At 66.1% G+C, this 26,076-nt stretch carries 17 protein-coding genes (1 of these 17 only partly in view); 9 read left to right on the forward strand and 8 right to left on the reverse strand.

The genetic code is table 11. The annotated features are described in order from the left end of the window. The 5 genes from ACIBG0_RS31420 to ACIBG0_RS31440 form a co-directional block, all read right to left on the reverse strand. On the reverse strand, positions 1–9,603 hold the 5' end (the start) of the coding sequence (locus tag ACIBG0_RS31420; RefSeq protein WP_397037507.1) for a non-ribosomal peptide synthase/polyketide synthase. The gene continues 34,257 nt to the left of window position 1, outside the view; the window shows 9,603 of its 43,860 coding nt (coding positions 1–9,603); its start codon is at positions 9,601–9,603; its stop codon lies beyond the left edge, outside the window. Positions 9,604–9,940: 337 nt separating this feature from the next. Further along, positions 9,941–10,705 (reverse strand): precorrin-4 C(11)-methyltransferase, encoded by a 765-nt coding sequence (gene cobM, locus ACIBG0_RS31425; RefSeq protein ID WP_397037403.1) that lies wholly within the window; start codon positions 10,703–10,705, stop codon positions 9,941–9,943. Positions 10,706–10,721: 16 nt separating this feature from the next. Then, positions 10,722–11,147, reverse strand: a complete 426-nt coding sequence (locus ACIBG0_RS31430; RefSeq protein ID WP_397037405.1) for a PPOX class F420-dependent oxidoreductase — start codon at positions 11,145–11,147, stop codon at positions 10,722–10,724. Positions 11,148–11,245: 98 nt separating this feature from the next. Next, the gene (locus ACIBG0_RS31435; RefSeq protein WP_397037407.1) at positions 11,246–11,863 is read right to left on the reverse strand and encodes a response regulator; all 618 of its coding nucleotides are present in this window, start codon (positions 11,861–11,863) and stop codon (positions 11,246–11,248) included. Continuing rightward, positions 11,860–13,479, reverse strand: coding sequence for a histidine kinase (locus tag ACIBG0_RS31440; protein WP_397037409.1), 1,620 nt, complete (start codon positions 13,477–13,479; stop codon positions 11,860–11,862). The genes ACIBG0_RS31435 and ACIBG0_RS31440 overlap by 4 nt, the downstream gene beginning before the upstream one ends. A gap of 130 nt (positions 13,480–13,609) precedes the next feature. Here ACIBG0_RS31440 and ACIBG0_RS31445 point away from each other — a divergent pair, with 130 nt between their 5' ends. Both ACIBG0_RS31445 and ACIBG0_RS31450 read left to right on the forward strand, forming a co-directional pair. Then, positions 13,610–14,668 carry an ABC transporter permease gene (locus ACIBG0_RS31445; RefSeq protein ID WP_397037411.1) on the forward strand — a complete coding sequence of 353 codons (1,059 nt, stop codon included), beginning with the start codon at positions 13,610–13,612 and terminating at the stop codon, positions 14,666–14,668. Positions 14,669–14,683: 15 nt separating this feature from the next. Then, positions 14,684–15,412, forward strand: coding sequence for an ABC transporter ATP-binding protein (locus ACIBG0_RS31450; protein WP_397037413.1), 729 nt, complete (start codon positions 14,684–14,686; stop codon positions 15,410–15,412). Positions 15,413–15,584: 172 nt separating this feature from the next. Here the strand turns inward: ACIBG0_RS31450 and ACIBG0_RS31455 are convergent, their stop codons facing one another. Both ACIBG0_RS31455 and ACIBG0_RS31460 read right to left on the reverse strand, forming a co-directional pair. Continuing rightward, positions 15,585–16,037: a hypothetical protein gene (locus tag ACIBG0_RS31455; protein WP_397037415.1), complete on the reverse strand. Its 453-nt coding sequence runs from the start codon at positions 16,035–16,037 to the stop codon at positions 15,585–15,587. A gap of 35 nt (positions 16,038–16,072) precedes the next feature. Further along, positions 16,073–16,996 carry a LysR family transcriptional regulator gene (locus ACIBG0_RS31460; RefSeq protein ID WP_397037417.1) on the reverse strand — a complete coding sequence of 308 codons (924 nt, stop codon included), beginning with the start codon at positions 16,994–16,996 and terminating at the stop codon, positions 16,073–16,075. 141 nt (positions 16,997–17,137) lie between these two features. On the opposite strand from ACIBG0_RS31460, the gene ACIBG0_RS31465 reads away from it, so the two are divergent. Both ACIBG0_RS31465 and ACIBG0_RS31470 read left to right on the forward strand, forming a co-directional pair. After that, positions 17,138–18,547, forward strand: a complete 1,410-nt coding sequence (locus ACIBG0_RS31465; RefSeq protein ID WP_397037419.1) for an MFS transporter — start codon at positions 17,138–17,140, stop codon at positions 18,545–18,547. Continuing rightward, positions 18,544–19,290, forward strand: a complete 747-nt coding sequence (locus ACIBG0_RS31470; RefSeq protein WP_397037421.1) for a 3-hydroxybutyrate dehydrogenase — start codon at positions 18,544–18,546, stop codon at positions 19,288–19,290. Before ACIBG0_RS31465 ends, ACIBG0_RS31470 begins: the two co-directional genes overlap by 4 nt. An 11-nt stretch (positions 19,291–19,301) precedes the next feature. Here ACIBG0_RS31470 and ACIBG0_RS31475 read toward each other — a convergent pair whose 3' ends face one another. Then, on the reverse strand, positions 19,302–19,847 hold the full coding sequence (locus tag ACIBG0_RS31475; protein WP_397037509.1) for a TetR/AcrR family transcriptional regulator: 546 nt from the start codon (positions 19,845–19,847) through the stop codon (positions 19,302–19,304). A 141-nt stretch (positions 19,848–19,988) separates the two neighbouring features. On the opposite strand from ACIBG0_RS31475, the gene ACIBG0_RS31480 reads away from it, so the two are divergent. The 5 genes from ACIBG0_RS31480 to ACIBG0_RS31500 are packed head-to-tail and all read left to right on the forward strand — an operon-like array spanning position 19,989 to position 26,068. Continuing rightward, entirely contained in the window at positions 19,989–21,578 is a 1,590-nt protein-coding gene (locus tag ACIBG0_RS31480; RefSeq protein ID WP_397037423.1) for a carboxyl transferase domain-containing protein, read from the forward strand. 5 nt (positions 21,579–21,583) lie between these two features. Further along, complete coding sequence (locus ACIBG0_RS31485) at positions 21,584–23,617, forward strand: biotin carboxylase N-terminal domain-containing protein (RefSeq protein ID WP_397037425.1); 2,034 nt, start codon at positions 21,584–21,586, stop codon at positions 23,615–23,617. Beyond that, on the forward strand, positions 23,614–24,774 hold the full coding sequence (locus tag ACIBG0_RS31490; RefSeq protein ID WP_397037427.1) for an acyl-CoA dehydrogenase family protein: 1,161 nt from the start codon (positions 23,614–23,616) through the stop codon (positions 24,772–24,774). Before ACIBG0_RS31485 ends, ACIBG0_RS31490 begins: the two co-directional genes overlap by 4 nt. After that, positions 24,771–25,259 (forward strand): MaoC family dehydratase, encoded by a 489-nt coding sequence (locus tag ACIBG0_RS31495; protein WP_397037429.1) that lies wholly within the window; start codon positions 24,771–24,773, stop codon positions 25,257–25,259. The genes ACIBG0_RS31490 and ACIBG0_RS31495 overlap by 4 nt, the downstream gene beginning before the upstream one ends. Further along, complete coding sequence (locus tag ACIBG0_RS31500) at positions 25,256–26,068, forward strand: HpcH/HpaI aldolase/citrate lyase family protein (RefSeq protein WP_397037431.1); 813 nt, start codon at positions 25,256–25,258, stop codon at positions 26,066–26,068. Before ACIBG0_RS31495 ends, ACIBG0_RS31500 begins: the two co-directional genes overlap by 4 nt. The last annotated feature ends 8 nt before the right edge of the window (positions 26,069–26,076 follow it).

Below are 26,076 nucleotides of genomic sequence, written 5' to 3' on the forward strand. Positions count from 1 at the left end.
GGTATTCAGTGCCGCACCGAGCCGCGCCACTACCTGGGTCGCGACCAGCGAGTTGCCACCGAGATCGAAGAAGTTGTCGTCGATGCCGATGCGCTCGTGGCTGAGCACATCGCTGAAGATGTCGACGACGATCTCTTCGATCGGGGTCGACGGTGCGCGGAATTCCTTGGCCTCGAAGACCGGCTCGGGCAGCGCGCGGCGATCCAGCTTGCCGTTGGGGTTCAACGGCATCGCGTCGAGCACCACGATCGCGGCGGGGACCATATAGGACGGCAGCTGCTCGGTCAGGTGCGCGCGCAGCTCGTCCAGGTCGACCGCGCCCCCGCTGGCGGGCACCACATAGGCGACCAGCTGATCACCGGTCCGCGCATCCGCGCGCACCAGCGCGACCGCCTGGGCCACCGAATCGTGTGCGGTGAGCGCGGTTTCGATCTCACCGAGCTCGATGCGCAGACCACGCAGTTTCACCTGGAAGTCGGTACGGCCGAGGTACACGATCGCGCCGTCGGCATTGCGGGTCACCAGGTCGCCGGTGCGGTACATCCGGGATCCGGAGACGCCGAACGGGTTGGCCACGAAACGATCCGCGGTCAGATCGGTACGCCCGAAGTAGCCGCGCGCCAACTGCGCACCGGCCAGATACAACTCACCCGCGACACCCGGCGCGACCGGATGCAGCCGAGCATCGAGCACATACGCCTGGGCGTTCCAGACCGGCAGACCGATCGGCACCGCGCCGACCAGCCCCTGCGCCACCGGACCGTGCGTCGCGTGCACCGCGAATTCGGTCGGGCCGTAGAGGTTGTAGAGCTCAGCGGAGCTGACCTTGCGAATCGCGGCGACGGCGTCACCGGTGAAAGCTTCACCCGCGACGAGCAATGCGCGCAACGACTCCAATGCCGCACCACCGGCGGCATCCACACTGCCCGCGAAGACGGTCAGCATCGATGGCACGAAGGAGGTCATCGTGACCCGTTCGGCCGCAATGACTTCCATGAGGTACTGCGGGTCGCGATGACCATCCGGGCTCGCGACAACGATCCGGCCACCGGTGCTCAACGGGCCGAACAGTTCCCACACCGACACGTCGAATGTCGCAGGGGTCTTGAACAACACGACATCATCGGCACCGATACCGTATTGACCGGTGATCCAACGAATCTGGTTGACGACGGCAGCGTGCGGCACCGCCACACCCTTCGGCCGACCCGTCGAACCCGACGTGAAGATCACATAGGCGGTGTTCTCCGGCCGCAGTGGCGCAATCCGCTGCTCATCGGTAACCGGCGCATCCGAGTACTCGGAGAGCTCGAGCTCATCGATGGAAAGCGTCGGCAGCCCGCCGCTTTCGAAGTCGTCGCGCGAGGTCGTCAGCACACAGACCGGTGCCGCCGACTCGAGCACATAGCTGATCCGCTCCGTGGGCTGATCCAGGTCCAGCGGCACATAGCCACCACCGGCCTCCTGCACGGCATAGGCCGCGACTACGAGGTCGACCGAACGCCGCAGACCGAGGGCGACAAGCTTTTCCGGCCCGACACCGGCCTCGATCAGCCGCCGCGCCAACCGGTGCACGCGCGCACCGAATTCGGCATAGGTCAGGGCGGTTCCGGTCGCCGGGTCCACGATCGCGACCGCATCCGGTGTGGCCGCGGCCTGCGCGGCGAACTCGCCGACCAGAGTGAGACCACCAGTTTGGTGAGCACCGGAACGACGCGGGGTGCGACCGGGCTGACGGCGCGGCAGCAAATCGTGCTCGGTGTCGTTCCAGCCGAGCACCGCCAGTGCGGTTTCCTCATCGTCGAGCAGCTGGATATCGCCGACCGGCACAGTCGGATCGGCGATGATGGCCGCCAGAATTCGATCCAGGCGGCGCGCGAAGGCTGCTACCGTGTCTTCATCGAAAAGATCGAGGGCATAGGAGATTTCGGCCGACATACCGGCGGCCTCGCCGGATTCCTGGGTCTCCTGCAGGGTCAGCTGCAGATCGAATTTGGCCAGCCGCGCGTCGTAATCGATGCCGTTGACCGAGAGCCCGGGCAGTTCGAGGTTGGCCTGCTTGACGTTCTGGAACGCCAGCATCACCTGGAACAGCGGATTGCGCGCCTGCGAGCGGGCCGGGTTGAGAATTTCGACCAAGCGCTCGAACGGCAGATCCGCATGCGCGAACGCCTGCAGGTCGGTTTCCCGCGCCAGGGCGAGCAGATCGGCGAAACTCGCCGAACCCGCGACATCGGTGCGCAATACGAGCGTATTGACGAACATGCCGATCAGGTCGTCCAACGCGGCCTCACCACGACCGGCCGCCGGAGTGCCGATGGCGATATCGCTGGTACCGCTGGCGCGCGCCAGCAACACCGCGAGCGCACTGTGCATGACCATGAACAGCGACGAATTGTGCTTGCGACCCAGATCGATGAGCGCACGCTGGGTCTCGGCGGAGATCACGAACGCGTAGGTACCGCCCCGGTAGGAGGCAATCGCCGGACGCGGGCGGTCCGACGGCAGCACCAGTTCGTCGGGCAGATCCGCGAGTTGTTCGGTCCAGTACCGGATCTGGCTGGAAATCAGCGAATTCGGATCGTCCTCGGAGCCGAGCACCTCACGCTGCCACAGCGCATAGTCCGCGTACTGCACCGGCAGCGCCGCCCAAGCGGGCGACTCCCACGAGGTGCGTGCCGCGTACGCCACCATGACATCGCGCGCCAGCGGCCCCATCGACCAACCGTCGGCCGAAATATGGTGTACCACCATGCCGAGTACGAACTCGGATTCGCTGATCTCGAAAAGCCTTGCGTGCAAGGGCACTTCGTCGGTGACGTCGAAGGCCATGGAGGCCAGGTCGATCAGATGCTCGACCAGGGTCTCCTCGGTGACCCGGTACGGCGTCAGATCGGGCACGATCTGCGCGGCGTCGAGCACGACCTGAACCGGACCGCTCTTGGTCTCCGGGAAGACGGTGCGCAGCGATTCGTGCCGGTCGATCACGTCGATGACCGCGACCTGCAATGCGGCGACATCGAGATCACCGGAGAGCCGGATGGCGACCGGAATGTTATTGACCGCGGAGGCGGTATCGAAGCGGTTGAGGAACCACATCCGCTGCTGCGCGAGCGACAGCGGCACTGCTTCCGGGCGTTCCCGGGCGACCAACGCACTGCGGGCACCCGCACCGGCATGTGATTCCACCCGAGCCGCCAGCGCGGCCACGGTGGAGGCCTCGAACACCATCCGCACCGGCACCCGGGTATCGAGTGCGGTGCCGATGCGGGAGGCGACCTGGGTGGCGATCAGCGAGTTGCCGCCGAGGTCGAAGAAGTCGTCGTCCACGCCAACGCGCGGCAGGTCGAGCACCTCGCCGAAGATCTGGGCGACGATCTCCTCGATCGGTGTGCTCGGCGCACGGAAGGTGTGCACCTCGAAGACCGGCTTGGGCAGGGCGCGCCGATCGAGTTTGCCGTTCGCATTGAGCGGCATGGCCTCGAGCGTCACGAAAGCCGCGGGCACCATATAGGTGGGCACCATGGCGGACAGATGCGTGCGCAGCGCGACATCGAATCCGGCTTCCGGCTCGGCCTCGGTCGGCACCACATAGGCGACCAACTGGTCGCCGAGCCTGCTGTCGGAACGGACCAGCGCGACTGCCTGCGCCACCGAAGGATGGGCGCGCAAGGCGGCTTCGATCTCGCCGAGCTCGATCCGGACACCGCGCAGTTTCACCTGGAAGTCGGTGCGACCGCTGTAGACGATCTGTCCCGCCGCATCGCGGGTCACCAGGTCACCGGTGCGGTACATGCGAGAACCGCTGGGGCCGAATGGATTCGCGACGAAGCGATCGGCCGTCATATCCGCACGTGTGAGGTACCCGCGCGCCAGCTGGGGTCCCGACAGGTACAGCTCACCCGCGACACCCGGCGGCACCGGATGCAGCCGCGCGTCCAGGATGTATGCCTGGGTGTTCCAGACCGGCGCACCGATCGGCACCGCGCCGCGCACCACCTCGCGGACGACCGCGTGGGTGGCGTTGACGGTGAATTCCGTTGGGCCGTAAAGGTTGATCAGGGTGATATCGGGGCGACCGAGCTTGCGGAACGCCTCTACCGCCTCGCCGGTGAATGCCTCACCACCGACCAGCAGCATGCGCACCGAGCTCAGTGCCGCCGGATCGACGGTACCGGCGAAGACGGTCAGCAATGACGGCACGAACGAGGTGATGGTGACCTGTTCGGCGGCGATGACCTCGGTCAGATATTGGGTGTCGCGGTAGCCGTCGTGGGTGGCGATGACGGTCCGGCCACCGGTCAGCAAGGGCGCCAACGGCTCCCACACCGACGCGTCGAAGGTGGCGGGCGTCTTGTACAGTGCGACGTCGTCGGCGTCGATCCCGAATTCGCTGATGAGCCAGCGCATCTGGTGCACCAGCGCGGCATGCGATACGCCGACGCCCTTCGGACGCCCGGTGGAGCCCGAGGTGAAGATCGCGTACGCCAAATGCTCTGGGCGCAATGGCGAGACGCGCTCGGCATCGGTCACCGGGGTATCGGAGATCCCGGACAGATCGAGCTCGTCGACAACGAGCGACTCCAGGCCTTCCGGCGCGAAGCGGTCACGGGAATTGGTCAGCACATAGGCCGGGGCCGCGGTATCGAGCACATGGGCGATGCGTTCGGCCGGCTGATCGAGATCGAGCGGCACGTAGGTGCCACCGGCCTCGAGCACCGCGTGGATCGCGATCATCAGCTCGAGCGAGCGCCGCATACCGAGCGCGACCGGTACATCCGGACCGACGCCCGCCTGGATCAGCCAGCGCGCGAGCGCGTGCACCCGAGACCCGAACTCGGCGTAGGTTAGCGAAGCGCCGACGGCCGGGGTGAAGCCGTCCACGGAGCGGTCGACAACGGCGACCGCATCCGGTGTCGCGGCCGCCTGACGGACGAACAGATCGCTGACCGTCCCGGCCGCCTCGATCGCACGCGGTGTGCCGTGCCAGCCGTCACGGGCCAGCTCGATCTCGCGCTCGTCGAGCAGATCGATATCGCCGACAATCGCCGCCGGATCCACGGTCACACCGCGCAGGATCCGCACCAGCCGATCGGCGAACGAGGATACCGTCGCCTGGTCGAACAGGTCGGTGGCGTAGGAGACGGCGACCGAAACGCCCGCGGGCTCGCCCTGGTTGCCGCGATGTTCGGTCAGTGTCCAGAGCAGATCGAATTTGGCGATATTGACTTCGACCTCAGCGGCCGACACCGACAGTCCGGGCAGTTCCAGCGTGCCGTGCGACATCTCCTGGAACGACAGCATCACCTGGAACAGCGGATGCCGCGCCTGCGACCGAGTCGGGTTGACCACCTCGACGAGACGCTCGAACGGAACATCGCTGTACGCGAACGCCGCGAGGTCGATTTCCCTGGTGCGCGCGAGGAATTCGGTGAAGGACCGACCCGGATCGACCTCCGAGCGCAGCACGAGCGTGTTGGCGAACATGCCGATCAGGTCGTCGAGGGCCTGTTCGCCGCGTCCGGCGATGGGGGTGCCGATGGCGATATCGGTGGTGCCGGACAGCCGGGCCAGCAGCACCGCGAGCGCGGCGTGCAGCACCATGAACGGGGTCGCGCCCTCGGCGCGGGCCAATGCGCTAAGCCGGGTGTGCAGTTCGGCATCGATATCGAAATTGAACTGTGCGCCGCGGAAGCTCTGCACCGGCGGACGCTGCCGATCGGTGGGCAGATCCAGCTGATCCGGCAGCCCGGCCAGCGCGTCCCGCCAGTAGGCGATCTCGCGGGCGGCCATGGAGTCGGGATCGCTTTCGGCACCGAGCAATTCGCGCTGCCACAGGGTGTAGTCGCGGTACTGCACCGGCAGGGGTGCCCAGGCTGGCGCTTGCCCGGCCGCGCGGGCCAGATACGCGGTCGTGACATCGCGTGCGAGCGGTCCGAACGAGACGCCGTCCGCCGCGATGTGGTGCACGACGAATGCGAGCGCGTAGTCGGCGGTGTGATCGGAGGACGCATCGGTGATCTGATACAGGCGCACCCGGATGGGCAGTTCGGTGGAGACATCGAAGCCAGCGGAGGCGAATTCGGTCAGCACGTCGAGGAGTTCGGCCGCCTCGATCGGCTGCACGGTGATACTGAGGTCGACCTCTTGGATCGGCAGCACCTGCTGATAGGCACCGTCGCCCGAGTTGGGGAAAATGGTGCGCAGCGATTCCTGACGGGTCAGCACATCGGTGAGCGCGGCCCGCATCGCGTCGAGATCGACGCGACCGCCCAGCCGCACCACGAACGGCAGGTTATAGGTCGGCAGCGTGGAGTCGAATTGGTTGATGAACCACATGCGCTGCTGAGCCATCGACAGCGGCACCTGCTCGGGCAGCTCCTGGGCCACCAGGGCCGGACGTGGCCGCTCGGTGGGCGGGGCCGATTCGGCGCGTGCGGCCAGACCTGCCACGGTCGGGGTTTCGAACAGCGCGCGCACCCCGATGCGGGTGCCGAACGCCGCGCCGATCCGCGCCACCACCTGGGTGGCGACCAGCGAGTTGCCGCCCAGATCGAAGAAGTTGTCATCGATACCGATGCGTTCCTGGCTGAGCACGTCGGCGAAGATGGCCGCCACGATCTGCTCGGCCGGGGTGCGCGGCGCGCGGAAGACGGCCGCGTCGGCACTGAATACCGGCTCCGGCAGGGCCTTGCGGTCCAGCTTGCCGGAGGTGTTGAGCGGGAACGCGTCCAGCACCATGATCGCCGCCGGCACCATGTAGCTGGGCAGTTTTTCCGCGACGAACCGGGTGAGCTCGATCGGTTCGATCGACTGCCCCGGCGCGGGTACGACATAGGCGACCAGCTGCTGACCGGTCGCGGTATCGACCACAAGCACCGCGGCCTGGCTGACGGCAGGGTGGGCGAGCAGATCGGTTTCGATCTCACCGAGCTCGATGCGCTGACCACGGAATTTGACCTGGAAGTCGGTGCGGCCGATGTATTCCAGGGTGCCCGCGACACTCCAGCGCACCAGGTCACCGGTGCGGTACATGCGCTCGCCATCGGTACCGAACGGGTTGGCGACGAATCGATCCGAGGTCAGATCCGGACGACCACGGTAACCGCGCGCCAGCTGACGTCCACCCAGATAAAGCTCACCCGGTGCGCCAACGGCCGCCGGACGCAGCCGCGAATCCAGTACGTAGACCTGGACATTCCACTCCGGAATGCCGATCGGCACCGTGACGGTGTCGGCGGCGGTGGCCTCCCAGTAGGTGACCGAGACCGCGGCCTCGGTGGGGCCGTAGAGATTGTGCAGGCCGGCGGAGGTGATCGCGCGGAAACCAGCGGCGGTCTCCGGCGGCAGCGCCTCACCGATCACGAAAACCGCACGCAGCGTGGCACATTGGGCGGCGGTGGCGTGGGCGACGAAGACCGTCAGCATGGACGGCACGAAGTCGGTGACGGTGACCTTGTGCCGCTCGATCATCTCGGCGACATACAGTGGATCGCGGTGCCCGTCCGGGGTCGCGACAACAAGTTTCGCGCCGACCATCAGCGGCAGGAAGTAACCCCACAGCGATACGTCGAAGGTGGTCGCGGTCTTCTGCAGGTACACATCGTCAGCGGTCAGCCGGTACTCATCGAGCATCCACAGCTGCTGGTTGACGATCGCATGATGGGTTACCGCAACACCTTTCGGGCGTCCGGTCGAACCCGAGGTGTAGATCACATAGGCGGTGTTCTCCGGCCGCAGCGGTGCGAGCCGCTCCGAATCCGCCACCGGCGCAGCGTCGTACGTCGATACATCGAGAGTGTCGATCTCGACTCGGCGCACCGATTCCGGCAGCTCGAGTTCGTCGGTAGAGACGGTCAGCACACAGACCGGTGCCGCGGACTCGAGGATGTAGGCGGTGCGATCGGCGGGATGATCGGGATCGATCGGCACATACGCGCCACCGGCCTTGAGCACCGCGTGCATGCCGACGACGAGTTCGAGCGAACGTCGCATGCCAAGTGCGACAAGGGATTCCGGGCCGACACCGTCGGCGATCAGGAAGCGGGCCAGCCGGTTGACCCGCGCGGCGAATTCCGCATAGGTCAGCGTGGCGTCCTCGAAATCGAGGGCAACGTTGTCCGGGGTCAGCTCTATCTGCGCATCCAGCAGGGCCGCCAGGGTGGTTGCCGGGACGTCCTGCTCGGAGTCGTTCCACTCCGCGACGGTCAGCTCCCGCTCCGCGGCCGTGGTCAGCTCGAGGCCCCAGACCGGCGCATCCGCCTCGGCCCGCAGGAAGCGGTCGAAGAATTCGAGGAAGCGTTCGTGCTGACGCCGCGTTTCCGCCTCGGAGTACAGGTTCGGGTTCGTCTCGAAGTCGATGCGCGCGCGCGAACCGCCCTCGGACTGATAGAAGTTGACGCCGAGATCCTCGATGCTGCCGGTGGACAGCACCACCATGGTGCCCACCATGGAGCCCATGCTGATCTTGTCCTGGAACAGCATGATGTTGATCCAAGGACCGAAGAACTCCCTGGTCACCACTCCGTCACCGGCCGCGTCGCGGCGGATGTCCTCATGCCGGTAGCGCTGGTGCCGCAGTGCGCCGGTCACCTCGACCTGGACCTGCTTGAGCACGTCGGCCACGGTGGTCTCGTGCCCGATCCGCAGCCGCAGCGGCACGATATTGGACGAGACGCCACCGGAGCGGCGCATCACGGCGGTGGTCCGCGCGGTCACCGGCAGACTCAGGATCACGTCCTCGGAACTGGTCCACTGCGCCAGATATCCGGCGAACGCGGCGAGCAGCAACCCGGCCGGCGACGAATCATGGCGCGTCACAGCCGCTTCGAGCACCGCGTTCTGCTCGTCCGAGAGCAGCACACTGCTGAGGGTGTTGATCGGCGCAGGCCCCGCGGACCGGCCAACCAGACTGGTGCCGTCCTCGACACCGGCGACCCGCTCGGCCCAGTACTTCTTGTCCGACTGGAACCGGGAGCTGTCCCGGTAGGCCATCTCCTGCTCGAGGAGCGTGCGCAGGTGCGCGGCATTGGCCGGTGCGGGCTCGGTGCCGTTCAACAGGGCGGTGTACCACTCGGCCACTCTGGACAGGTTGGTCACCGCGCCGAAGCCGTCCAGCACGATGTGGTGCGCGCGCAGGTACAGGTACCAGTGGTGATCGCCCACCTGCAGGCCCGCGAAGCGCAGCAGCCGATCCTCGAGCAGGTTCAGCGGTGCGCTGTACTCGGCGCGCATCCACGCCATGGCGGCGGCCTCGGGATCGTCCTCACCGCGGAAGTCGACGTAGTAGACCTTGTCCCGGTCCGGAATCGTGTAGTCGATCCACTGATACGGCTGGCCATCGATCTCGGTAATGCAGAGCATGCCGGAGCCACGCTCCTGCCCGGAGCTGATCAGCGCCTCGCGCAGGACCTCGAGGTCGAGGTCGCCGTGCAGGTCGACGTACTGCGCGATGTTGATCGGCACCTGCGGGTCGACGTGCTGGGCGTACCAGATACCCAGCTGCGCCGGAGACAGCGGGAACGGCTCACTCGACTCCCTCGAGGCAGCGTGCGCTCGTTCGCCACCAGTTTCGCCGTTTCCGCCGAAATCCAGCCGGTCCAACCGTAACCTCGCTTCCGGAACACCACACGAGCGCTCCCCGATGAACACCGGGATGTGGACGCGCACCTAGGCCAGCGTGGCGTCTGTGTTCCCGCGTTCAGTTCTCATCAATCAAGCAAAAAATGTTCATTGGCACTATCTGCCCGCCAGGCCGACCTTGTTACATGGGCGCGACCATGCCCGCCACCCACCGACCGGCTCCGCCGGGAAGTTCAATGCAGATCACCGAAACAATCTACCGTCGTCGTCGCCACCCGACCAATCAGCTCCCATAGCTGGAAAACATCACCCCTGGCAGCGCGATCATCGCAAGTTTGCTGGGCACCTGTCACCGATCTCACACTGCTTGCGAAGGTCGGTGACGGTCACGGGCGGGGTCATAGAGATGGGACTGGGTGCAGGGCAGATTCGGAGTGAGGGCGCGGCCGACGAGAATGACGGCGGCTTGCCGCAGACCCGCGGATTCGACCTGGTCAGCGATATCGGTGAGGGTACCGCGCAGGACCAGTTGGTCGGGTTGGCTGGCTCGATAGACCACGGCGGTCGGGCAATCGGCGCCGTAGGCCGCGGTCAGCTCGGCCGCCAGGGGACGGATTCGGGTAATGGCCAGATGCAGCACCAGCGTGGCCTGGGTCCGCGCGAAGTTCGTCAGTGCCTCGGATTCGGGCATGGCGGTCGATCGGGCCCGGGTGCGGGTGAGCACCACCGACTGGACCACCTCCGGGACGGTCAACTCGGTACCCAGCAGGGCGGCCGCGGCGGCATAGGCGGGGACGCCGGGGGTGATGTCCCACGGCACGTCCGCGGCGTCGAGGCGGCGGGTTTGTTCGGTGAGGGCCGAATATATGGAGGGGTCGCCGGAGCACAGGCGGGCGACATCGTTTCCGCAGCGGTGCGCGCGCACCAGATGCTCGGTGATCTGGTCGATGTCCAGGTGTTGGGTGTCGATCAGTTCGGTACCGGGGGCGCAGTGCGCGAGCACCTCGGGATCCAGGTAGGTGCCCGGGTAGAGGCAGACCGCAGCGGTGCGCAGCAACTCGACCGCGCGGACGGTCAGCAGGTCCGCGGCGCCCGGCCCGGCCCCGATGAAGTGCACGGTCATACTGGTGAGTTTAGGGCTAGGCCGTCGCGTCGAAGTGGGCGATCACCTTTTCCGGGCGCACCCGCACCACCAGTTCGCCCGGGACGCCGTTTCGCTTGCCGAATTCCTCGGCGCGATCCGCGCCCATATAGCGACCGGCGATCTCGGTCGCGGTACGCAGGAGTTCGTCGGGATCCTCGGACAGGGTCACCGTGCCCTGGATCTGAATGGAGGAGTACGGCTCCTCCTCGAGGTCGACCACCACCGCGACGCGCGGATCGCGAGCAAAGGCCCTCCCCTTACTCGTGGCCTTACCGGTATTGAACACCAGCTCGTCCCCCTCGAGCACAAACCACACCGGCGTCACCACCGGCCGCCCATCGGCAGCCACAAACGCCACCTTCCCAGTCCGCTTCCCATAACTCAAAAACTCCCGCACCTTGGAATCCAAACCTGAGCCCATCCCCCCACCCTAGGCACTGGGCCGATGATCATGGGGAAACTATGGCGGCAAAACGCGAGAAGTCTCCGCCCCCAGTGCCACCTGATCTTGATCGGTGGCTAGATGGCGCCTTGTTCGCGGGCGCGGGCGACGGCGGAGGTGCGGGAGCGGACGCCGAGTTTGGCGTAGATGTGGACCAGGTGGGATTTGATGGTGGTTTCGCTGAGGAACAGGTCCTTGGCGATCTCTCGGTTCGAGCTGCCGTTGGCGACCAGGCGCAGGACCTCGATTTCGCGGGGACTCAGGGTGGTGTCGGCCCGGCGCACGCGGATCATCAGCTTGGAGGCCACCGCGGGCGAGAGCACACTCTCCCCGGCGGCCGCCGAACGCACCGCCGCGAGCAGTTCGGTCGGTGGGGTGTCCTTGAGGATGTACCCGCAGGCCCCGGCCTCGATGGCGCTGAGGATGTCGGCGTCGGTGTCGTAATTGGTGACGACCAGAACATTGGGCGGCTTGTCGAGCGCACGCAATTGGGCGGTCGCGTCGACGCCGGAGCGGCCGGGGCCGAAACTCAGATCCATCAGCACCAGATCGACCGGGGTGGTGGTGCAGAACGCGACGGCGGCCTCGGCGGTCGGTGCGTCACCGACGACGGCGATATCCGGATTGCTCTCCAGTAGTGCGCGCAGGCCCGCGCGCACGATGGCGTGGTCGTCGGCCAGGAGCAGACGGATCATGTGCGGGTCTCCCGGTCGGTTGCCTTTGGTATGCCAGGAGCGGGTTCGCCTGACCGCGAACCGGAATCCGCTGCGTGCCTAGTGGTTTCGTTCTGCGCAGTCTCGGATCTCGCCGCACGCCACACCAGGGCGGGCAGTTCCGATTCGCTCGGCATGGCGACCGGTTCCGACGTTGTCTGCCTCGCCGCGGACGCGCCGCAGTCATTCGGCGCAGTCTCGGATTCCGCCGCACGCCGCACCACTGCGGACAGTTCGGAATCGCTCGGCGCGGCGACGGGCTCCGTTGCACGCCGCACCACTGCGGACAGTTCGGAATCGCTCGGCGCGGCGACGGGCTCCGTTGCACGCTGCGCCAGGGCGGGCAGTTGGGGGTAGTTCCGCGGAGGTTCGGATTTCGCAGGGCTCGTTTCCGCGGCGGGTAGGCCCGAAACAAGGCCGAAATCAGAGCGGGATTCCGGGGACGCGGTCTCCAGTGGAAAGGAGACGGTGACCGCGGTGTGGCCGGGTTCGGACTCGACCGCCATCGTGCCGCCCTGCTGTTCGACGCGACTGCGCATGGCGGCTAGCCCGAAGGTGCCCGCTGGGGCGCGGTCGAGCACCGATGGATCGATGCCCGTGCCGTCGTCTACCACGTCGAGGTACACATCGGTATCGGCGTAGGTCAGCGTCAATCGCATTCGGCTGGCGCCGGCGTGGCGCACCACGTTCGAGACCGCCCCCTGCGCGATCCGAACCAGTGCCGCCTCGACGGGCATCGGCAGGCGCTCCGGCGTGCCCTCGACGGCCATCTGGGTGAACAGTCCCGGCGCCTCGGCGCGTTGACAGATGCGTGCCAGCGCCTGCGCGAGGCTCTGTGCCTCCAGGGCGGCAGGGGTCAATTCCGCTATCAGCCTTCGCGTCTCGGCCAGACTCTCCGCCGCGGTCTCGCGGGCAAGTCGAATCTGTTGCAGCGCAGGATGCTTCGGCGCAGACCGTTCCGCGGCGTGCAGCAGCAACTGGATGCTGCTCAAACCCTGCGCGACGGTGTCGTGGATCTCCTGCGCCAGCCGTTCACGCTCGGCCAACTTGCCCGCCGTTCGCTCCTGTTCGGCGAGAGTCGCTCGGGTATCGAGCAATTCGTCGATCAGGCGCTGACGTTGCGCGGATTCACGGAAAAGCGCCTGGTAGCCGAGCCCGATCCCCACCGCAACGCCCGCGCCGAGCACCGGCCCGATCACCCCCGGCACGGACCAGCCGCGGTGCATCCCGAAACCGATCACCGCCACCGCCGTGGCCGCACCAACCGCGAGCAGACTCCACGGTCGCGGCAGCAGGTGCAGGTAGAGGAAGTACACGCCGAACGCGAGGTATCCGGCATCGGGCGCGAGCACCACGAGGCCGAGCCACAGCAGCGTCAGCGCCGCCAGCCAGATGCGGATCCCCGCCGGATGGCGACCGACCAGCGCACCGGCGAAGTACACGGCCAACAACGCCACGGTCAGCGTGACGACGCCGAGCGGATGTCCGGCGCCCGGTAGCAGTGCACGCACCGCGACCACCACGGCCAGCGCCGTCACCAGCACATGCAGCCCCAACCGCAGTGCGGTGACGACCGGGGTGAACGGCGACGAATGCACGTTGTCAGCTTATGTGCGGCTATCCGGGCGGCATCCATCGAAAGGCGTAAAACACCGACCAACCTTCGATCGGGGCGCATACCTTCGCATGCGCGATGGCGGGGGCATCGCCACGCGGCAGGGTGGTGGCATGTTCGTCGCACTCCGGGATCTGCGGGCCGCACGCGGCCGTTTTCTGCTCATCACCCTGGTCGTCACGCTGGTGGCGTTGCTGGTGAGTTTCCTGAGCGGTCTCACCGCCGGACTCGCGCACCAGAACATCTCAGCCATCGAGGCGATCCACGCCGATGCCATTGTCTTCGCCGATAACAACTCGGATCCGTCCTTCGACACTTCCGCACTGACCGAGCGGCAGGTCGAGGCCTGGCAGGCGGGCGCGGGCGCGGTGCACCCGATCGGCATCAGCCGGGCGCAGGGTGCGGTATCGGGGCGGGGTGCGACCAAACCCGCCCAGGTCGCGCTGTTCGGCACCGCCGGAACCGCATTCGGCAACCGCATCGCAACCGATTCCGGCGCCGTCGTGCTCAGCACCGGCGCGGCCAAGGCCCTCGATGCCGTCATCGGTGACACCGTCACGCTCGGCGCGCAAACCTTCCGAGTCGCCACAATCGAGGGCGACGACTGGTACAGCCACACCCCCGTCGTCTGGATGTCACTCGCCGACTGGCAATCGGTGAGCCCACGCGGCGGCGCCGCCACGGTGCTCGCGGTATCCGATATCCTGAATGCCGCCTCCACCAACGCATCTGCGGACACGACCTCGACCAGCGTCGCCGGATCACTGTCGGCATTGAGTTCCTACCAAGCCGAAAACGGTTCGCTGACTCTGATGACGGTGCTGCTCTTCGCCATCTCCGCCCTGGTGATCGGCGCATTCTTCACCGTGTGGACGGTGCAGCGCATGCCCGATATCGCGACCCTGAAGGCACTCGGCGCGACATCGGGATCATTGGTCCGCGACGCCATCGCCCAAGCGGCGATCGTGTTGGCCGCCGGTGTCGCAGCGGGACTCGGAATCACCATCGCCGCAGCGACATTCATCGGTGACGCGCTGCCCTTCGTGCTCGATCTTTCGACAACCCTGTTCCCCGCAGCGGCCCTCATACTGCTCGGCCTGCTGGGAGCGGCCTTCGCCCTGCGCTTCCTGTTCACCACCGACCCGCTGACCGCACTGGGTGCGACCCGCTGACCTCCGGAGATCCGCATGACCACCGCAACCACTACGAAAACCGCTCTCACCGTGAGCGAAACATCCCTCACCTACCCGGACGGCACTGGCCGCCTCACCGCACTGAATCAGGTGAACCTGCACGTCAGGGGTGGCACCATCGCCGCGATCACCGGCCCCTCCGGCTCGGGCAAATCAAGCCTCCTCGCCGTAGTCTCCACCCTGATCCGCCCCGACTCCGGCCGCATAACCCTCCAAACACCCGACGACACAGTAGATCTCGCCACCCTCACCCGTCGCGAAGCCGCCGCCCTGCGCCGCTCATCCATCGGCATCGTCTTCCAACAGCCCAACCTCATCCCCGCCCTGACCGCCGTCGAACAACTAGTGGCCATGTCCCACCTCGGCCAGCACCTGTTCACCTCACCTACCCGACGCCGCGAAACCCACACCAAGGCAATGGAATTACTCGACGCCGTTGGCCTAGCCGACCAGCACGCCAAACGCCCCGCGCAACTCTCCGGCGGCCAACGCCAACGCGTCAACATAGCCCGCGCCCTGATGAACGAGCCGTCCCTCCTGGTCATCGACGAACCAACCAGCGCCCTCGATACCGAACGCGGCACCGCCATAATCGACCTGATCCTCACCGTAGCCCGCGCCCAAAACGCGGCCACCCTGCTGGTAACCCACGACCGAACCCACCTACATCAGATGAACTCCGTCTACCGCATGACCGACGGCACGCTCACTCTGAGCACCTGAAACCCCTATCCTGCAAGTCCTGTGTCCGAATCATCGGACCGCAGAACATCGCCGCAAACGGTCGCCCGTGCTCACTCTCAGCCCCTGATACCGAGCCCGAAAGAACAGCCGGAAACACGTCGGTGGCTCAGCACACGGGTTCTGAGCCACCGATCTTGTTGATCCGATCAGGCTATGGCTGGCCGCTGAAGTAGGCGACGCCTGCGTCGATCAACGGCTGTCCACCTACGGCGAGGAAGCCGATGGCTGCGCCGATGGCGGTGGTGGCCATGGGGATCGGGAAGAGGATGATGCCGCCGAGGGGCAGGCCGATGATCAGGCCGATACCCGCGCCGATCAGCGCTCCGAAGGAGGCGCGCTGCACTTCCTGGTTCCAGCGCTCCGCCGATGTGGTCGGCTGGGATTCCGCCGCCGGGTCATCGATGGGGCGCAAGGTCAATGCCTTGCCGTCGTGATCAATGGTGGGTTGCAAGGCGATATCGCGATTCTTCGCCGGAAAGACCAGTGGCACAGTGGAAATCAGCTGACCGTCTCGATCCGCGATAGCGATTCCGGTCGAGGTTGCGGTGAACGTTCCCGAATCGAGGGTTGTCGTCACGGTCTTCGCATCCGTGCCGAACTGCATGGTGTATCCGATGCCGTGGTCGGTACCTCGAGTGATTACGCCGATAAGCCGAGCAGAACATTCCGCTGTTCCCGCACCCGAACCTGAATCGCATCGACCACCGCCGCCACCTCGGGCCTGCGCAATGTCTCGGTCCGAGTAACCAGCCAATAGGTGAGCCGAACGGAGACTTCCTTGCGAAGCACTCGGATCAAGTCGTCGTGACGATCGGCCATGAAGCATGGCAGCAAGCCGATACCCGCGGCCGCGCGGGTCGCTTCGACGTGCACGAAAACATTGGTGGAAGTGACTGATTCACGCATGGCGGGGGCGAAGCTGGAAGCCAGGTCCAAGTCGTCCACTTGCAACATGGAATCGATGAAGTAGACCAACGAGTGGCGCGCGAGATCCCCTACGGTCGTCGGCGTTCCGTGTTCACGAAGATACTCGCGCGAACCGTAGAGCCCGAGACAGTAGTCGGCCAACCGCACAGCCCTGGCGCGATGCACCTGCGGCTCACCCACCACAACTTCGATATCCAGACCCGAGCGTTGCTGGGACGCCCGCCGGGTCGCCGCGACGATCTCCACCGAGATCTTCGGATGCCGCCGCTGCACCTCCGCGGCGGCCGGTGCCGCCACGTAGGCGCTGAATCCGTCGGTCGCCGAAATCCGGACCACGCCCTCTAGCACCCGCATGCCATCGGCGTCGGTAGCCAATGACTTGACCGCCGATTCCACCGCTTCGGCCGCCGCCAACGCCTCGCGCCCGAGATCGGTCAACTCCCAACCACCGGTCGCCCTGGTGAGTACCCGCCCACCCAGCGTCTGCTCCAGCGCGGCAATGCGGCGCGAGATGGTGGTGTGGTTGATCCCGAGCTCCTCGGCAGCCGACACGAAGCGCCCCGAGCGCCCCACGGCGAGCAGAACCAGCAGATCATCCGCGCTGGGGCGGCTGGCACCCGAGGCGGCCGAACTCATATCTGCATTCTTGCAGATGCGCACTGCACAACTGGTCATTGCGGCCCAAGATGTGTGCACGAATACTCGTCCTGACCACGAAATGTGGGGGCCGTCACATCTTCGTGCCAGATGTGCCCCCGGTCATGAAGGAGATGTTCGATGAGCGTGCGCGATGCAATGCGGCCGATGGGAAACAATCCAGGCGGGGTACCGGCCGGGCTGAGGCGGGTGGTGGCCGCGTCCATGGCGGGCACCGTCGTCGAGTGGTACGAGTTCTTCCTCTACGGCACGGCCGCGACGCTCGTCTTCAGCAAGGTCTTCTTCGCCAAGGGCACCAGCGATCTCGACGCGATCCTCGCCGCCTTCATCACCTACGCCGTCGGTTTCGCCGCACGCCCGTTGGGCGGTGTCGTCTTCGGACATTTCGGTGACAAATACGGCCGCAAGAAGCTGCTGCAATTCAGTCTGGTGCTGGTCGGCAGCGCGACCTTCCTGATGGGCTGTCTACCGACCTTCGCCCAAATCGGTTACTGGGCACCGACATTGCTGGTCGTCCTGCGATTCATCCAGGGCTTCGCGGTCGGTGGCGAATGGGGTGGTGCGGTGCTGCTCGTGGCCGAACACAGTCCGAACCGCAGTCGCGGCTTCTGGGCGAGCTGGCCACAGGCCGGGGTGCCGGTGGGCAATATGTTGGCGACGGTCGCGCTGCTGGCATTGACCTCCACGCTGTCCGACGCCGCCTTCCTGAGCTGGGGTTGGCGCGTGGCATTCTGGTTGTCCGCGGTGGTCGTGCTGGTCGGCTACTACATTCGCACCAAGGTCACCGACGCGCCCATTTTCGTTGCGGCACAGCAGGAAATCGAGCAGATCAAGGCCAATTCCCTCAGCGTGGTCGAGGTGCTGCGGCGCTACCCGCGCGGCGTATTCACCGCGATGGGGCTGCGTTTCGGCGAGAACATCCTCTACTACCTGGTGGTCACCTTCACCATCACCTATCTCAAGGTGCATGTGCACGTCGACACCAAGGTCATCCTCTGGTGGCTGCTGGCCGCACATGCGGTGCACTTGTTCATGATCCCGTTGGCGGGCAACCTTTCCGACCGCTTCGGCCGGCGACCGGTGTATCTGGTCGGCGCGCTCACCGCGGGCACCTGGGGTTTCTTCGCCTTTCCCATGATGGACAGTGGCCACAACGCGATCATCATGTCCGCGATCATTATCGGTCTGATATTCCACGCCTTCATGTATGCGGGCCAGCCCGCGATCATGGCCGAGATGTTCCCGACCCGGATGCGGTATTCCGGTGTCTCCCTCGGTTATCAGGTCACCTCGATCGTGGCCGGATCGCTCGCCCCGATCATCGCCGTGCGCTTGCTCAATACCTATGGGTCTGCGGTACCGATCGCCGTGTATTTGGCCGCGGCCGCGGCGATTACCGCGATCGCCGTCCTATTCGCCCGCGAAACCAAGGGCATAACACTGGAGAGCATCGACACCGCCGACGCGCAAACCCTTGCCGCACAAGCTCCTGCGGCGCCGGGTCCGAGCGCCAGCGAGGTGCGGGCATGAGTGACCTGACCGGACGTTCGGCCATGATCACCGGGGGCGCCAGCGGCATCGGCGCCGCCTGCGCCAGAGAACTCGCCGCGCGCGGCGCTACCGTCACCATCGCCGATATCGATGACGTCGGTGCGAAGGCACTCGCCAGCGAGATCGACGGAAAAGCCTGGGCCATAGACCTTCTCGACGTCACGGCACTGGAACAACTCACCCTGGACGTGGACATCCTGGTGAACAACGCCGGTGTGCAGAGCATCAACCCGATCGAGGATTTTCCACCGGAGCGATTCCGGAACCTGATGACCCTCATGGTCGAAGCGCCGTTCCTGCTGATCCGCGCGGCACTGCCGCAGATGTATCGGCGCGGCTTCGGCCGGATCATCAATCTGTCCTCGGTACATGGATTGCGCGCGTCCGAATACAAGGTCGCATACGTGACGGCCAAGCATGCGCTCGAGGGTCTGTCCAAGGTGACCGCACTCGAAGGCGGCCGTCACGGCGTCACCAGCAATTGCGTCAATCCCGGATATGTTCGAACCCCCTTGGTGGACAAGCAGATTGCCGATCAGGCCAAGGCACACGGGATAGCCGAGCAAGAGGTGCTGGAACGGGTGCTGCTCACCGAGAGTGCGATCAAACGCCTCGTGGAGCCGCAAGAGGTTGCCTCGCTGGTGGGTTGGCTCGCCTCGCCGAATGCGGGCATGGTCACGGGCGCGTCCTACACCATGGATGGCGGGTGGACCGCACGGTGATTCCGGCGGGCCTAGCCCAATGCCGACAGCGCCATCTGTCGCAGCACGGGCCGGGCCCGAGTGGCGGTGGCATCGGTGGCGCTGTGCGGCGTGGAGTTCATCAAGCCGAAGCCCGCGTGGGCCTGCACCCGCGCGGTCTCCTCCGGCAATTCCGGATGCAACTCCCGCAGCACCGTCACCCAGATCTCGACGTACTGACGCTGGGTGCGCCGCAGTTCGCGTCTGGGGCCGGCCGGAACGTTGTCGAGGTCGCGGTCCTGGATCCGGATGAGCTCGGGCTCGCCGAGCGCGAAGTCCAGATGGAAATCGACCAGCCCGTCCAGCGCCTCTCGCGCCGACCCGGTCCGCGCCACCACCGCCTTCCCGCCGTCGAGCAACCGCTGACTGACCCCGACCAGCAGCTCAACCAGCAGCGCGTCCTTATTCGGGAAGTGCCGGTAGACCGCGGGCCCGCTGATCCCGACGGCCGCGCCGAGGTCTTCCAGGCGCATGCCGAGGAACCCACGGTCGGCGATGAGCCGGGCACCCGCATCGAGCAGCTGCGCCCTTCGCTGCATCTTCAGTTGTTCCCTGCGGGTGAGCGTGGCGGTGTCGGCGCTGGTCACACGCGCTCCTTTCAGCACACCTGGACATCTCGGTTAATCAATATTAACCTGAATTCCAGTTATCGGCGACTAACTGGATGGCAGGACGGCGTGATGACGGTGACCGAACAGGTCGGGGTCGACAACCGCGCGGCACATGAGGCGCTACTGGAGGATCTGCGCGCCCGGCTGGCCGCCGCGGCGCTCGGCGGCCCCGCGAAGGCGCGCGAGCGGCATGTGGCCCGCGGCAAGCTGCTCCCCCGGCAGCGGGTGGATCAGCTGCTCGACCCGGGCAGCCCGTTCCTCGAGCTCTCGCCGCTGGCCGCGACCGGCATGTACGACGACGAATGTCCCGGTGCCGGGATCATCACCGGCATCGGCCGGATCTCCGGGCGGGAATGCGTGATCGTGGCCAATGACGCCACGGTCAAGGGCGGCACCTACTACCCGATGACGGTGAAGAAGCATCTGCGCGCCCAAGAGGTCGCAGTGCAGAATCAGCTGCCGTGCGTGTACCTCGTCGACTCCGGCGGCGCGTTCCTGCCGCGCCAGGACGAGGTGTTCCCGGACCGAGAGCATTTCGGGCGCATCTTCTACAACCAGGCGACCATGAGCGCCAAGGGAATTCCACAGATCGCCGCGGTACTCGGTTCCTGCACCGCCGGTGGCGCGTACGTGCCGGCGATGAGCGACGAGGCGGTGATCGTGCGCAATCAGGGCACGATCTTCCTCGGCGGACCACCGCTGGTGAAGGCCGCGACCGGTGAGGTGGTCACCGCCGAGGAGCTGGGCGGCGGCGAATTGCATTCGCGCACGTCGGGAGTGACCGATCATCTGGCCGAGGACGACCAGGACGCGCTGCGCATTGTGCGCCGCATCGTGGCCACGCTCGGCCCGCGTCCGGCCAGCCCGTGGGAAGTGACGCCGACCGTCGCGACCGCGAAGCCGGAGTCCGACCTGTACGACGTTGTTCCGGTCGATCTGCGCACGCCGTATGACGTCCGCGAGGTCATCCACCGGCTGGTCGACGGTGGCGATGGATTCCACGAATTCAAGGCCGAATACGGCAAGACGCTCGTCACCGGATTCGCCCGCATCCACGGCCATCCGGTCGGCATCATCGCCAATAACGGTGTGCTGTTCAGTGAATCCGCCATGAAGGGTGCGCATTTCATCGAACTGTGCGATAAGCGCAAGATTCCGCTGCTGTTCCTGCAGAACATCACCGGTTTCATGGTCGGGCGCGATTACGAGGCGGGCGGTATCGCCAAGCACGGCGCCAAGATGGTGACAGCGGTGGCGTGCGCGCGGGTGCCGAAACTCACGGTGGTGATCGGCGGATCGTACGGCGCGGGCAATTATTCGATGTGCGGGCGCGCGTATTCACCGCGTTTTTTGTGGATGTGGCCCAATGCGCGAATTTCGGTAATGGGTGGCGAGCAGGCCGCCTCGGTCCTGTCGACGGTGCGCGGGGATCAACTCGATAGCAGCGGAGCACCGTGGTCGCCCGCGGATGAGGAGGCATTCAAAGCGCCGATTCGGGAACAGTACGAACATCAGGGCAACCCGTACTACTCGACCGCGCGGCTCTGGGACGACGGTGTGATCGACCCCGCCGATACCAGAACCGTACTCGGACTTGCCCTTTCGGTGTGTGCGCAGGCACCTCTCGAACCCGTTTCCTACGGCGTCTTCCGGATGTGATCGCGATGATGAACAAATCCCATCCCATCGATTTCGACACCGTGCTCGTCGCCAATCGCGGCGAGATCGCGGTGCGGGTCATTCGTACCTTGCGCGCCATGGGAATTCGCTCGGTCGCGGTGTACAGCGACGCGGACGCGCAGGCCAGGCATGTGCGCGAGGCCGATACCGCAGTGCGCCTCGGCCCGGCTCCGGCCCGGGAGAGCTATCTCGACATCGAGAAAGTGGTCGACGCGGCGGTGCGCACCGGCGCGAAGGCGGTGCATCCCGGTTACGGATTCCTTTCCGAGAATGCGGCTTTCGCTTCAGCACTGGCCGAGGCGGGCATCGTATTCCTCGGACCGCCCGCCAAGGCGATCGAGATCATGGGCGACAAGATCGCGGCGAAGAACACCGTCGCCGCGTTCGACGTGCCCGTCGTCCCCGGTATCGCTCGGCCCGGCCTCACCGATGCCGAATTGATCGACGCCGCAGCCGATATCGGCTATCCGGTACTGGTCAAGCCATCGGCTGGTGGCGGTGGTAAGGGTATGCGACTCGTCGAGGAGCCGTCGGCATTGCCCGCCGCACTGGCCAGTGCTCGGCGTGAGGCGGGCGCGGCCTTCGGTGACGACACGCTGTTCCTGGAACGATTCGTCACCCGGCCACGCCATATCGAGGTGCAGATTCTCGCCGATCAATTCGGCCACGTGATCCACCTCGGTGAACGCGAATGCAGCCTGCAGCGGCGGCATCAGAAGGTCATCGAAGAGGCGCCCTCGCCGCTGCTGGATGCCGCGACCAGGGCGCGCATCGGCGCCGCCGCCTGCAATACCGCACGCAGTGTCGACTATGTCGGTGCGGGCACGGTCGAATTCATCGTGTCCGCCGATCGGCCGGACGAGTTCTTCTTCATGGAGATGAATACCCGGCTGCAAGTTGAGCATCCGGTCACCGAGTTGGTCACCGGGGTCGACCTGGTGGAGTGCCAGGTGCGCGTCGCGGCCGGACAGAAGCTCGCGGTGGACCAGGATGAGCTGCGGCTGGTCGGACATGCGATCGAGGCACGCGTTTATGCCGAGGACCCGGGTCGCGGCTTCCTGCCCACCGGCGGCACGGTGCTCGACCTGTCCGAGCCGGAAGGTGCTGGCGTGCGCGTGGATTCGGGCCTGCGCATCGGCACCGTCGTCGGCAGCGATTACGATCCGATGCTCTCGAAGGTCATCGTGCACGCGGCCGATCGCCCTACCGCGCTCGCGAAACTCGATCGGGCGCTCAGCGATACCGTCCTGCTCGGCGTCACCAGCAATATCGAGTTCCTGCGCTTCCTGCTGACCGACCAGGATGTGGCCGCGGGCAAGCTCGATACCGGACTGCTGGATCGTCGCGTCGGCGACTTCCGACCCGCCACCGTCGGGGCCGAGGAGTTCATCGCCGCGGCCGCCTATCACTGGCTGCGGCGCTGGCCTGCGGCGGCGAGCGATCCGTGGGATGTCCCGTCCGGGTGGCGCATCGGCGCACCCGCGCCGACCACCATCAGGCTCGCCAACGGCGACCGCACCGAGCACGTCTACCTGACCGGCTCGCCCGACGCCGCCGAAGTACACCTCAACAGCAGTGAATCAGCTTCGCTCACTGCTGATTTCACCGACGGCAGGCTGGTCGTGACGCTGGACGGGCTGCGCCGGGATTACCGCGTCGCCGAGCACGACGGACAGCTCTGGGTGGCCGGACCGTCCGGCGTCGCGGTGCTGCGCGAAGTGGCCGAGGTGAATGTCCGCGGCGGCGCCGAACACGTTGGTGATGCCGAAATCCGTAGTCCCATGCCCGGTTCGGTGATCGCGGTCCCGGTCGCGAACGGTGCCACCGTCGCCGTTGGCACGCCGGTCGTCGTGGTCGAGGCCATGAAGATGGAGCACACGCTCACCGCACCGGTTGCGGGCAGCGTCGAAGTCATGGTCGAACCGGGCGCCCAGGTCCGCCTCGACCAGCCGCTCGTACGCATCACCGCCGCTCCCGCCGCGCCCGAAACCGCTGAACGAGAAGGAATTTCCGGATGACCGACTACCTGTCCACCGGCACACTGCCCGAGGACTATCGCGACCTCGCACTGACGGTGCGCGATTTCGCCAAGTCGGTGGTCGCCCCCGTAGCCGCCGAACACGATGCGAACCATACGTTTCCCTACAAGGTCGTCGCGGGCATGGCCGATATGGGCCTGTTCGGCCTGCCGTTCCCGGAGGAGTACGGCGGTATGGGCGGCGACTACTTCGCGCTGTGTCTGGCGCTGGAGGAACTCGGCAAGGTCGATCAGAGTGTGGCGATCACGCTCGAGGCCGGTGTCTCGCTGGGGGCGATGCCCATCTATCGCTTCGGCAACGATAAGCAGAAGCAGGAATGGCTGCCGCAATTGACGAGTGGCCGCAATCTCGCCGCTTTCGGCCTCACCGAACCAGGTGCGGGCAGCGACGCGGGCGGCACCAGAACCACCGCCGTCGCCGATGGCGATGAATGGGTCATCAATGGCAGCAAGCAGTTCATCACCAACTCCGGCACCGATATCACCACACTGGTGACGGTGACCGCGGTGACCGGGCAGTCGGGTGGCAAGAAGGAGATCTCGACCATCCTCGTGCCCACCGACACCCCCGGTTTCGTGGCCGAGCCCGCCTATAACAAGGTCGGCTGGAATGCCTCGGATACCCATCCGCTGAGCTTCACCGACGTCCGGGTGCCGCAGGAGAATCTGCTCGGCGAGCGCGGTCGTGGCTACGCCAACTTCCTACGCATTCTCGACGAGGGCCGCATCGCCATCGCGGCGCTGTCGGTCGGCGCGGCCCAGGGCTGCGTCGACGAGAGTGTGCGCTATGCCAAGGAGCGCGAGGCCTTCGGTCAGGCCATCGGCCGCAACCAGGCCGTCGCCTTCAAGATCGCCCGCATGGAGGCGCGCGCCCACGCCGCGCGCACCGCCTACTACGACGCCGCCGCACTCATGCTCGCGGGCAAACCATTCAAGAAGGAAGCCTCCATCGCGAAGCTGGTGGCCAGCGAGGCGGCCATGGACAATGCCCGCGACGCCACCCAGATCTTCGGCGGCTACGGCTTCATGAACGAATACGCTGTGGCCAGGCACTATCGCGACAGCAAGATCCTGGAGATCGGCGAGGGCACAACGGAGGTGCAGTTGATGCTGATCGGACGGGAGCTGGGCTTGTGAGCGAGACAGACGCGCCACGGCGGGTGGTGCAGCGCGGACTGTGGTTCGAGGAGTTCGAGATCGGTGTGGTGTACGAGCACCGGCCGGGCCGAACCATTACCGAGGCCGATAACGTCCTGTTCACCACGCTGACCATGAATACCCAGGCACTGCACCTGGACGCGGCCTTCAGCGATCAGCTGCCGCCGTTCCACCAGCGCCTGGTGAATTCGATGTTCACCCTGTCCACCCTGATCGGTCTGTCGGTCGCGCAACTGACGCAGGGCACGATCGTGGCCAACTTGGGCTTCTCCGAGGTCGCCTTTCCGAAGCCGCTGTTCCACGGCGACACCATGTATGCCGAGACGACGGTCACCGATAAGCGCGAATCCAAGAGCCGCCCTGGCGAGGGCATCCTCACCTTCGCGCACACCGCTCGCAATCAGCATGGCGATATCGTGGCGACTGCGGTACGCAAGACATTGGTACGCAAGGAGCCCACATGAGTTGGCACATGCCGGGACCGGCCTGGCTGTTCTGCCCCGCCGACCGCCCCGAACGCTACGAGAAGGCGGCCGCGGCAGCCGATGTGGTGATCATCGATCTCGAGGACGGAGTCGCGGCCGGGGATAAAGCGTCCGCGCGCAAGGCACTCGTGGAGACCCCACTGGATCCCGCGACCACCGTGGTGCGGATCAATGCTGTCGGCACCGATGAGCACGAACCGGATCTCGCTGCCTTGGCGCGGACCGCGTATCGGCGGATCATGCTGCCGAAGGCCGAATCCGCCGAACAGCTCGACTCACTCGCCGACTACGAGGTGATCGCGCTGATCGAATCGCCGCTCGGCGCGATATCGATTGGGCAAGCGGTATCGGCGCGCAATGCCATCGGGGCCATGTGGGGTGCGGAGGATCTGGTCGCCGGGCTCGGCGGCAATTCCAGTCGGCATGCCGATGGCGGCTATCGCGATGTGGCACGCCATGTTCGATCGACCACGCTGCTCGCGGCCAAGGCGTACGGCAAGTTCGCGCTCGACTCGGTGTATCTGAATATCCGCGACCTCGACGGGTTGCGCACCGAAGCGGTGGACGCGGTCGCGAGCGGCTTCGACGCCAAGGTGGCGATCCATCCGAGCCAGGTGCCGGTCATCCGGGCGGCCTACGCGCCGTCGGATGACGACATCGATTGGGCTCGCAGGGTACTCGCCGAAGTCGCGCACCATCGGGGCGTCTTCGCATTCGAGGGTCGCATGGTCGATGCCCCGGTACTGCGCCATGCCGAGCAGATCGTGCGGCGCGCGAACCAGACCTGATTTCCGAA

This window comes from Nocardia sp. NPDC050630 (genome assembly GCF_044457245.1).
Classification (GTDB): domain Bacteria; phylum Actinomycetota; class Actinomycetes; order Mycobacteriales; family Mycobacteriaceae; genus Nocardia.

Excerpts from the sequence above, each read along its gene's own strand:
- ACIBG0_RS31500 (WP_397037431.1), top strand. The coding sequence starts at position 25,256 with ATGAGTTGGCACATGCCGGGACCGGCCTGGCTGTTCTGCCCCGCCGAC.
- ACIBG0_RS31475 (WP_397037509.1), bottom strand. The coding sequence starts at position 19,847 with ATGCAGCGAAGGGCGCAGCTGCTCGATGCGGGTGCCCGGCTCATCGCC.
- ACIBG0_RS31485 (WP_397037425.1), top strand. The coding sequence starts at position 21,584 with ATGATGAACAAATCCCATCCCATCGATTTCGACACCGTGCTCGTCGCC.
- ACIBG0_RS31435 (WP_397037407.1), bottom strand. The coding sequence starts at position 11,863 with ATGATCCGTCTGCTCCTGGCCGACGACCACGCCATCGTGCGCGCGGGC.
- ACIBG0_RS31490 (WP_397037427.1), top strand. The coding sequence starts at position 23,614 with ATGACCGACTACCTGTCCACCGGCACACTGCCCGAGGACTATCGCGAC.
- ACIBG0_RS31465 (WP_397037419.1), top strand. The coding sequence starts at position 17,138 with ATGAGCGTGCGCGATGCAATGCGGCCGATGGGAAACAATCCAGGCGGG.
- ACIBG0_RS31480 (WP_397037423.1), top strand. The coding sequence starts at position 19,989 with ATGACGGTGACCGAACAGGTCGGGGTCGACAACCGCGCGGCACATGAG.
- ACIBG0_RS31450 (WP_397037413.1), top strand. The coding sequence starts at position 14,684 with ATGACCACCGCAACCACTACGAAAACCGCTCTCACCGTGAGCGAAACA.
- ACIBG0_RS31470 (WP_397037421.1), top strand. The coding sequence starts at position 18,544 with ATGAGTGACCTGACCGGACGTTCGGCCATGATCACCGGGGGCGCCAGC.
- ACIBG0_RS31455 (WP_397037415.1), bottom strand. The coding sequence starts at position 16,037 with ATGCAGTTCGGCACGGATGCGAAGACCGTGACGACAACCCTCGATTCG.
- ACIBG0_RS31445 (WP_397037411.1), top strand. The coding sequence starts at position 13,610 with ATGTTCGTCGCACTCCGGGATCTGCGGGCCGCACGCGGCCGTTTTCTG.
- ACIBG0_RS31460 (WP_397037417.1), bottom strand. The coding sequence starts at position 16,996 with ATGAGTTCGGCCGCCTCGGGTGCCAGCCGCCCCAGCGCGGATGATCTG.
- ACIBG0_RS31430 (WP_397037405.1), bottom strand. The coding sequence starts at position 11,147 with ATGGGCTCAGGTTTGGATTCCAAGGTGCGGGAGTTTTTGAGTTATGGG.
- cobM (WP_397037403.1), bottom strand. The coding sequence starts at position 10,705 with ATGACCGTGCACTTCATCGGGGCCGGGCCGGGCGCCGCGGACCTGCTG.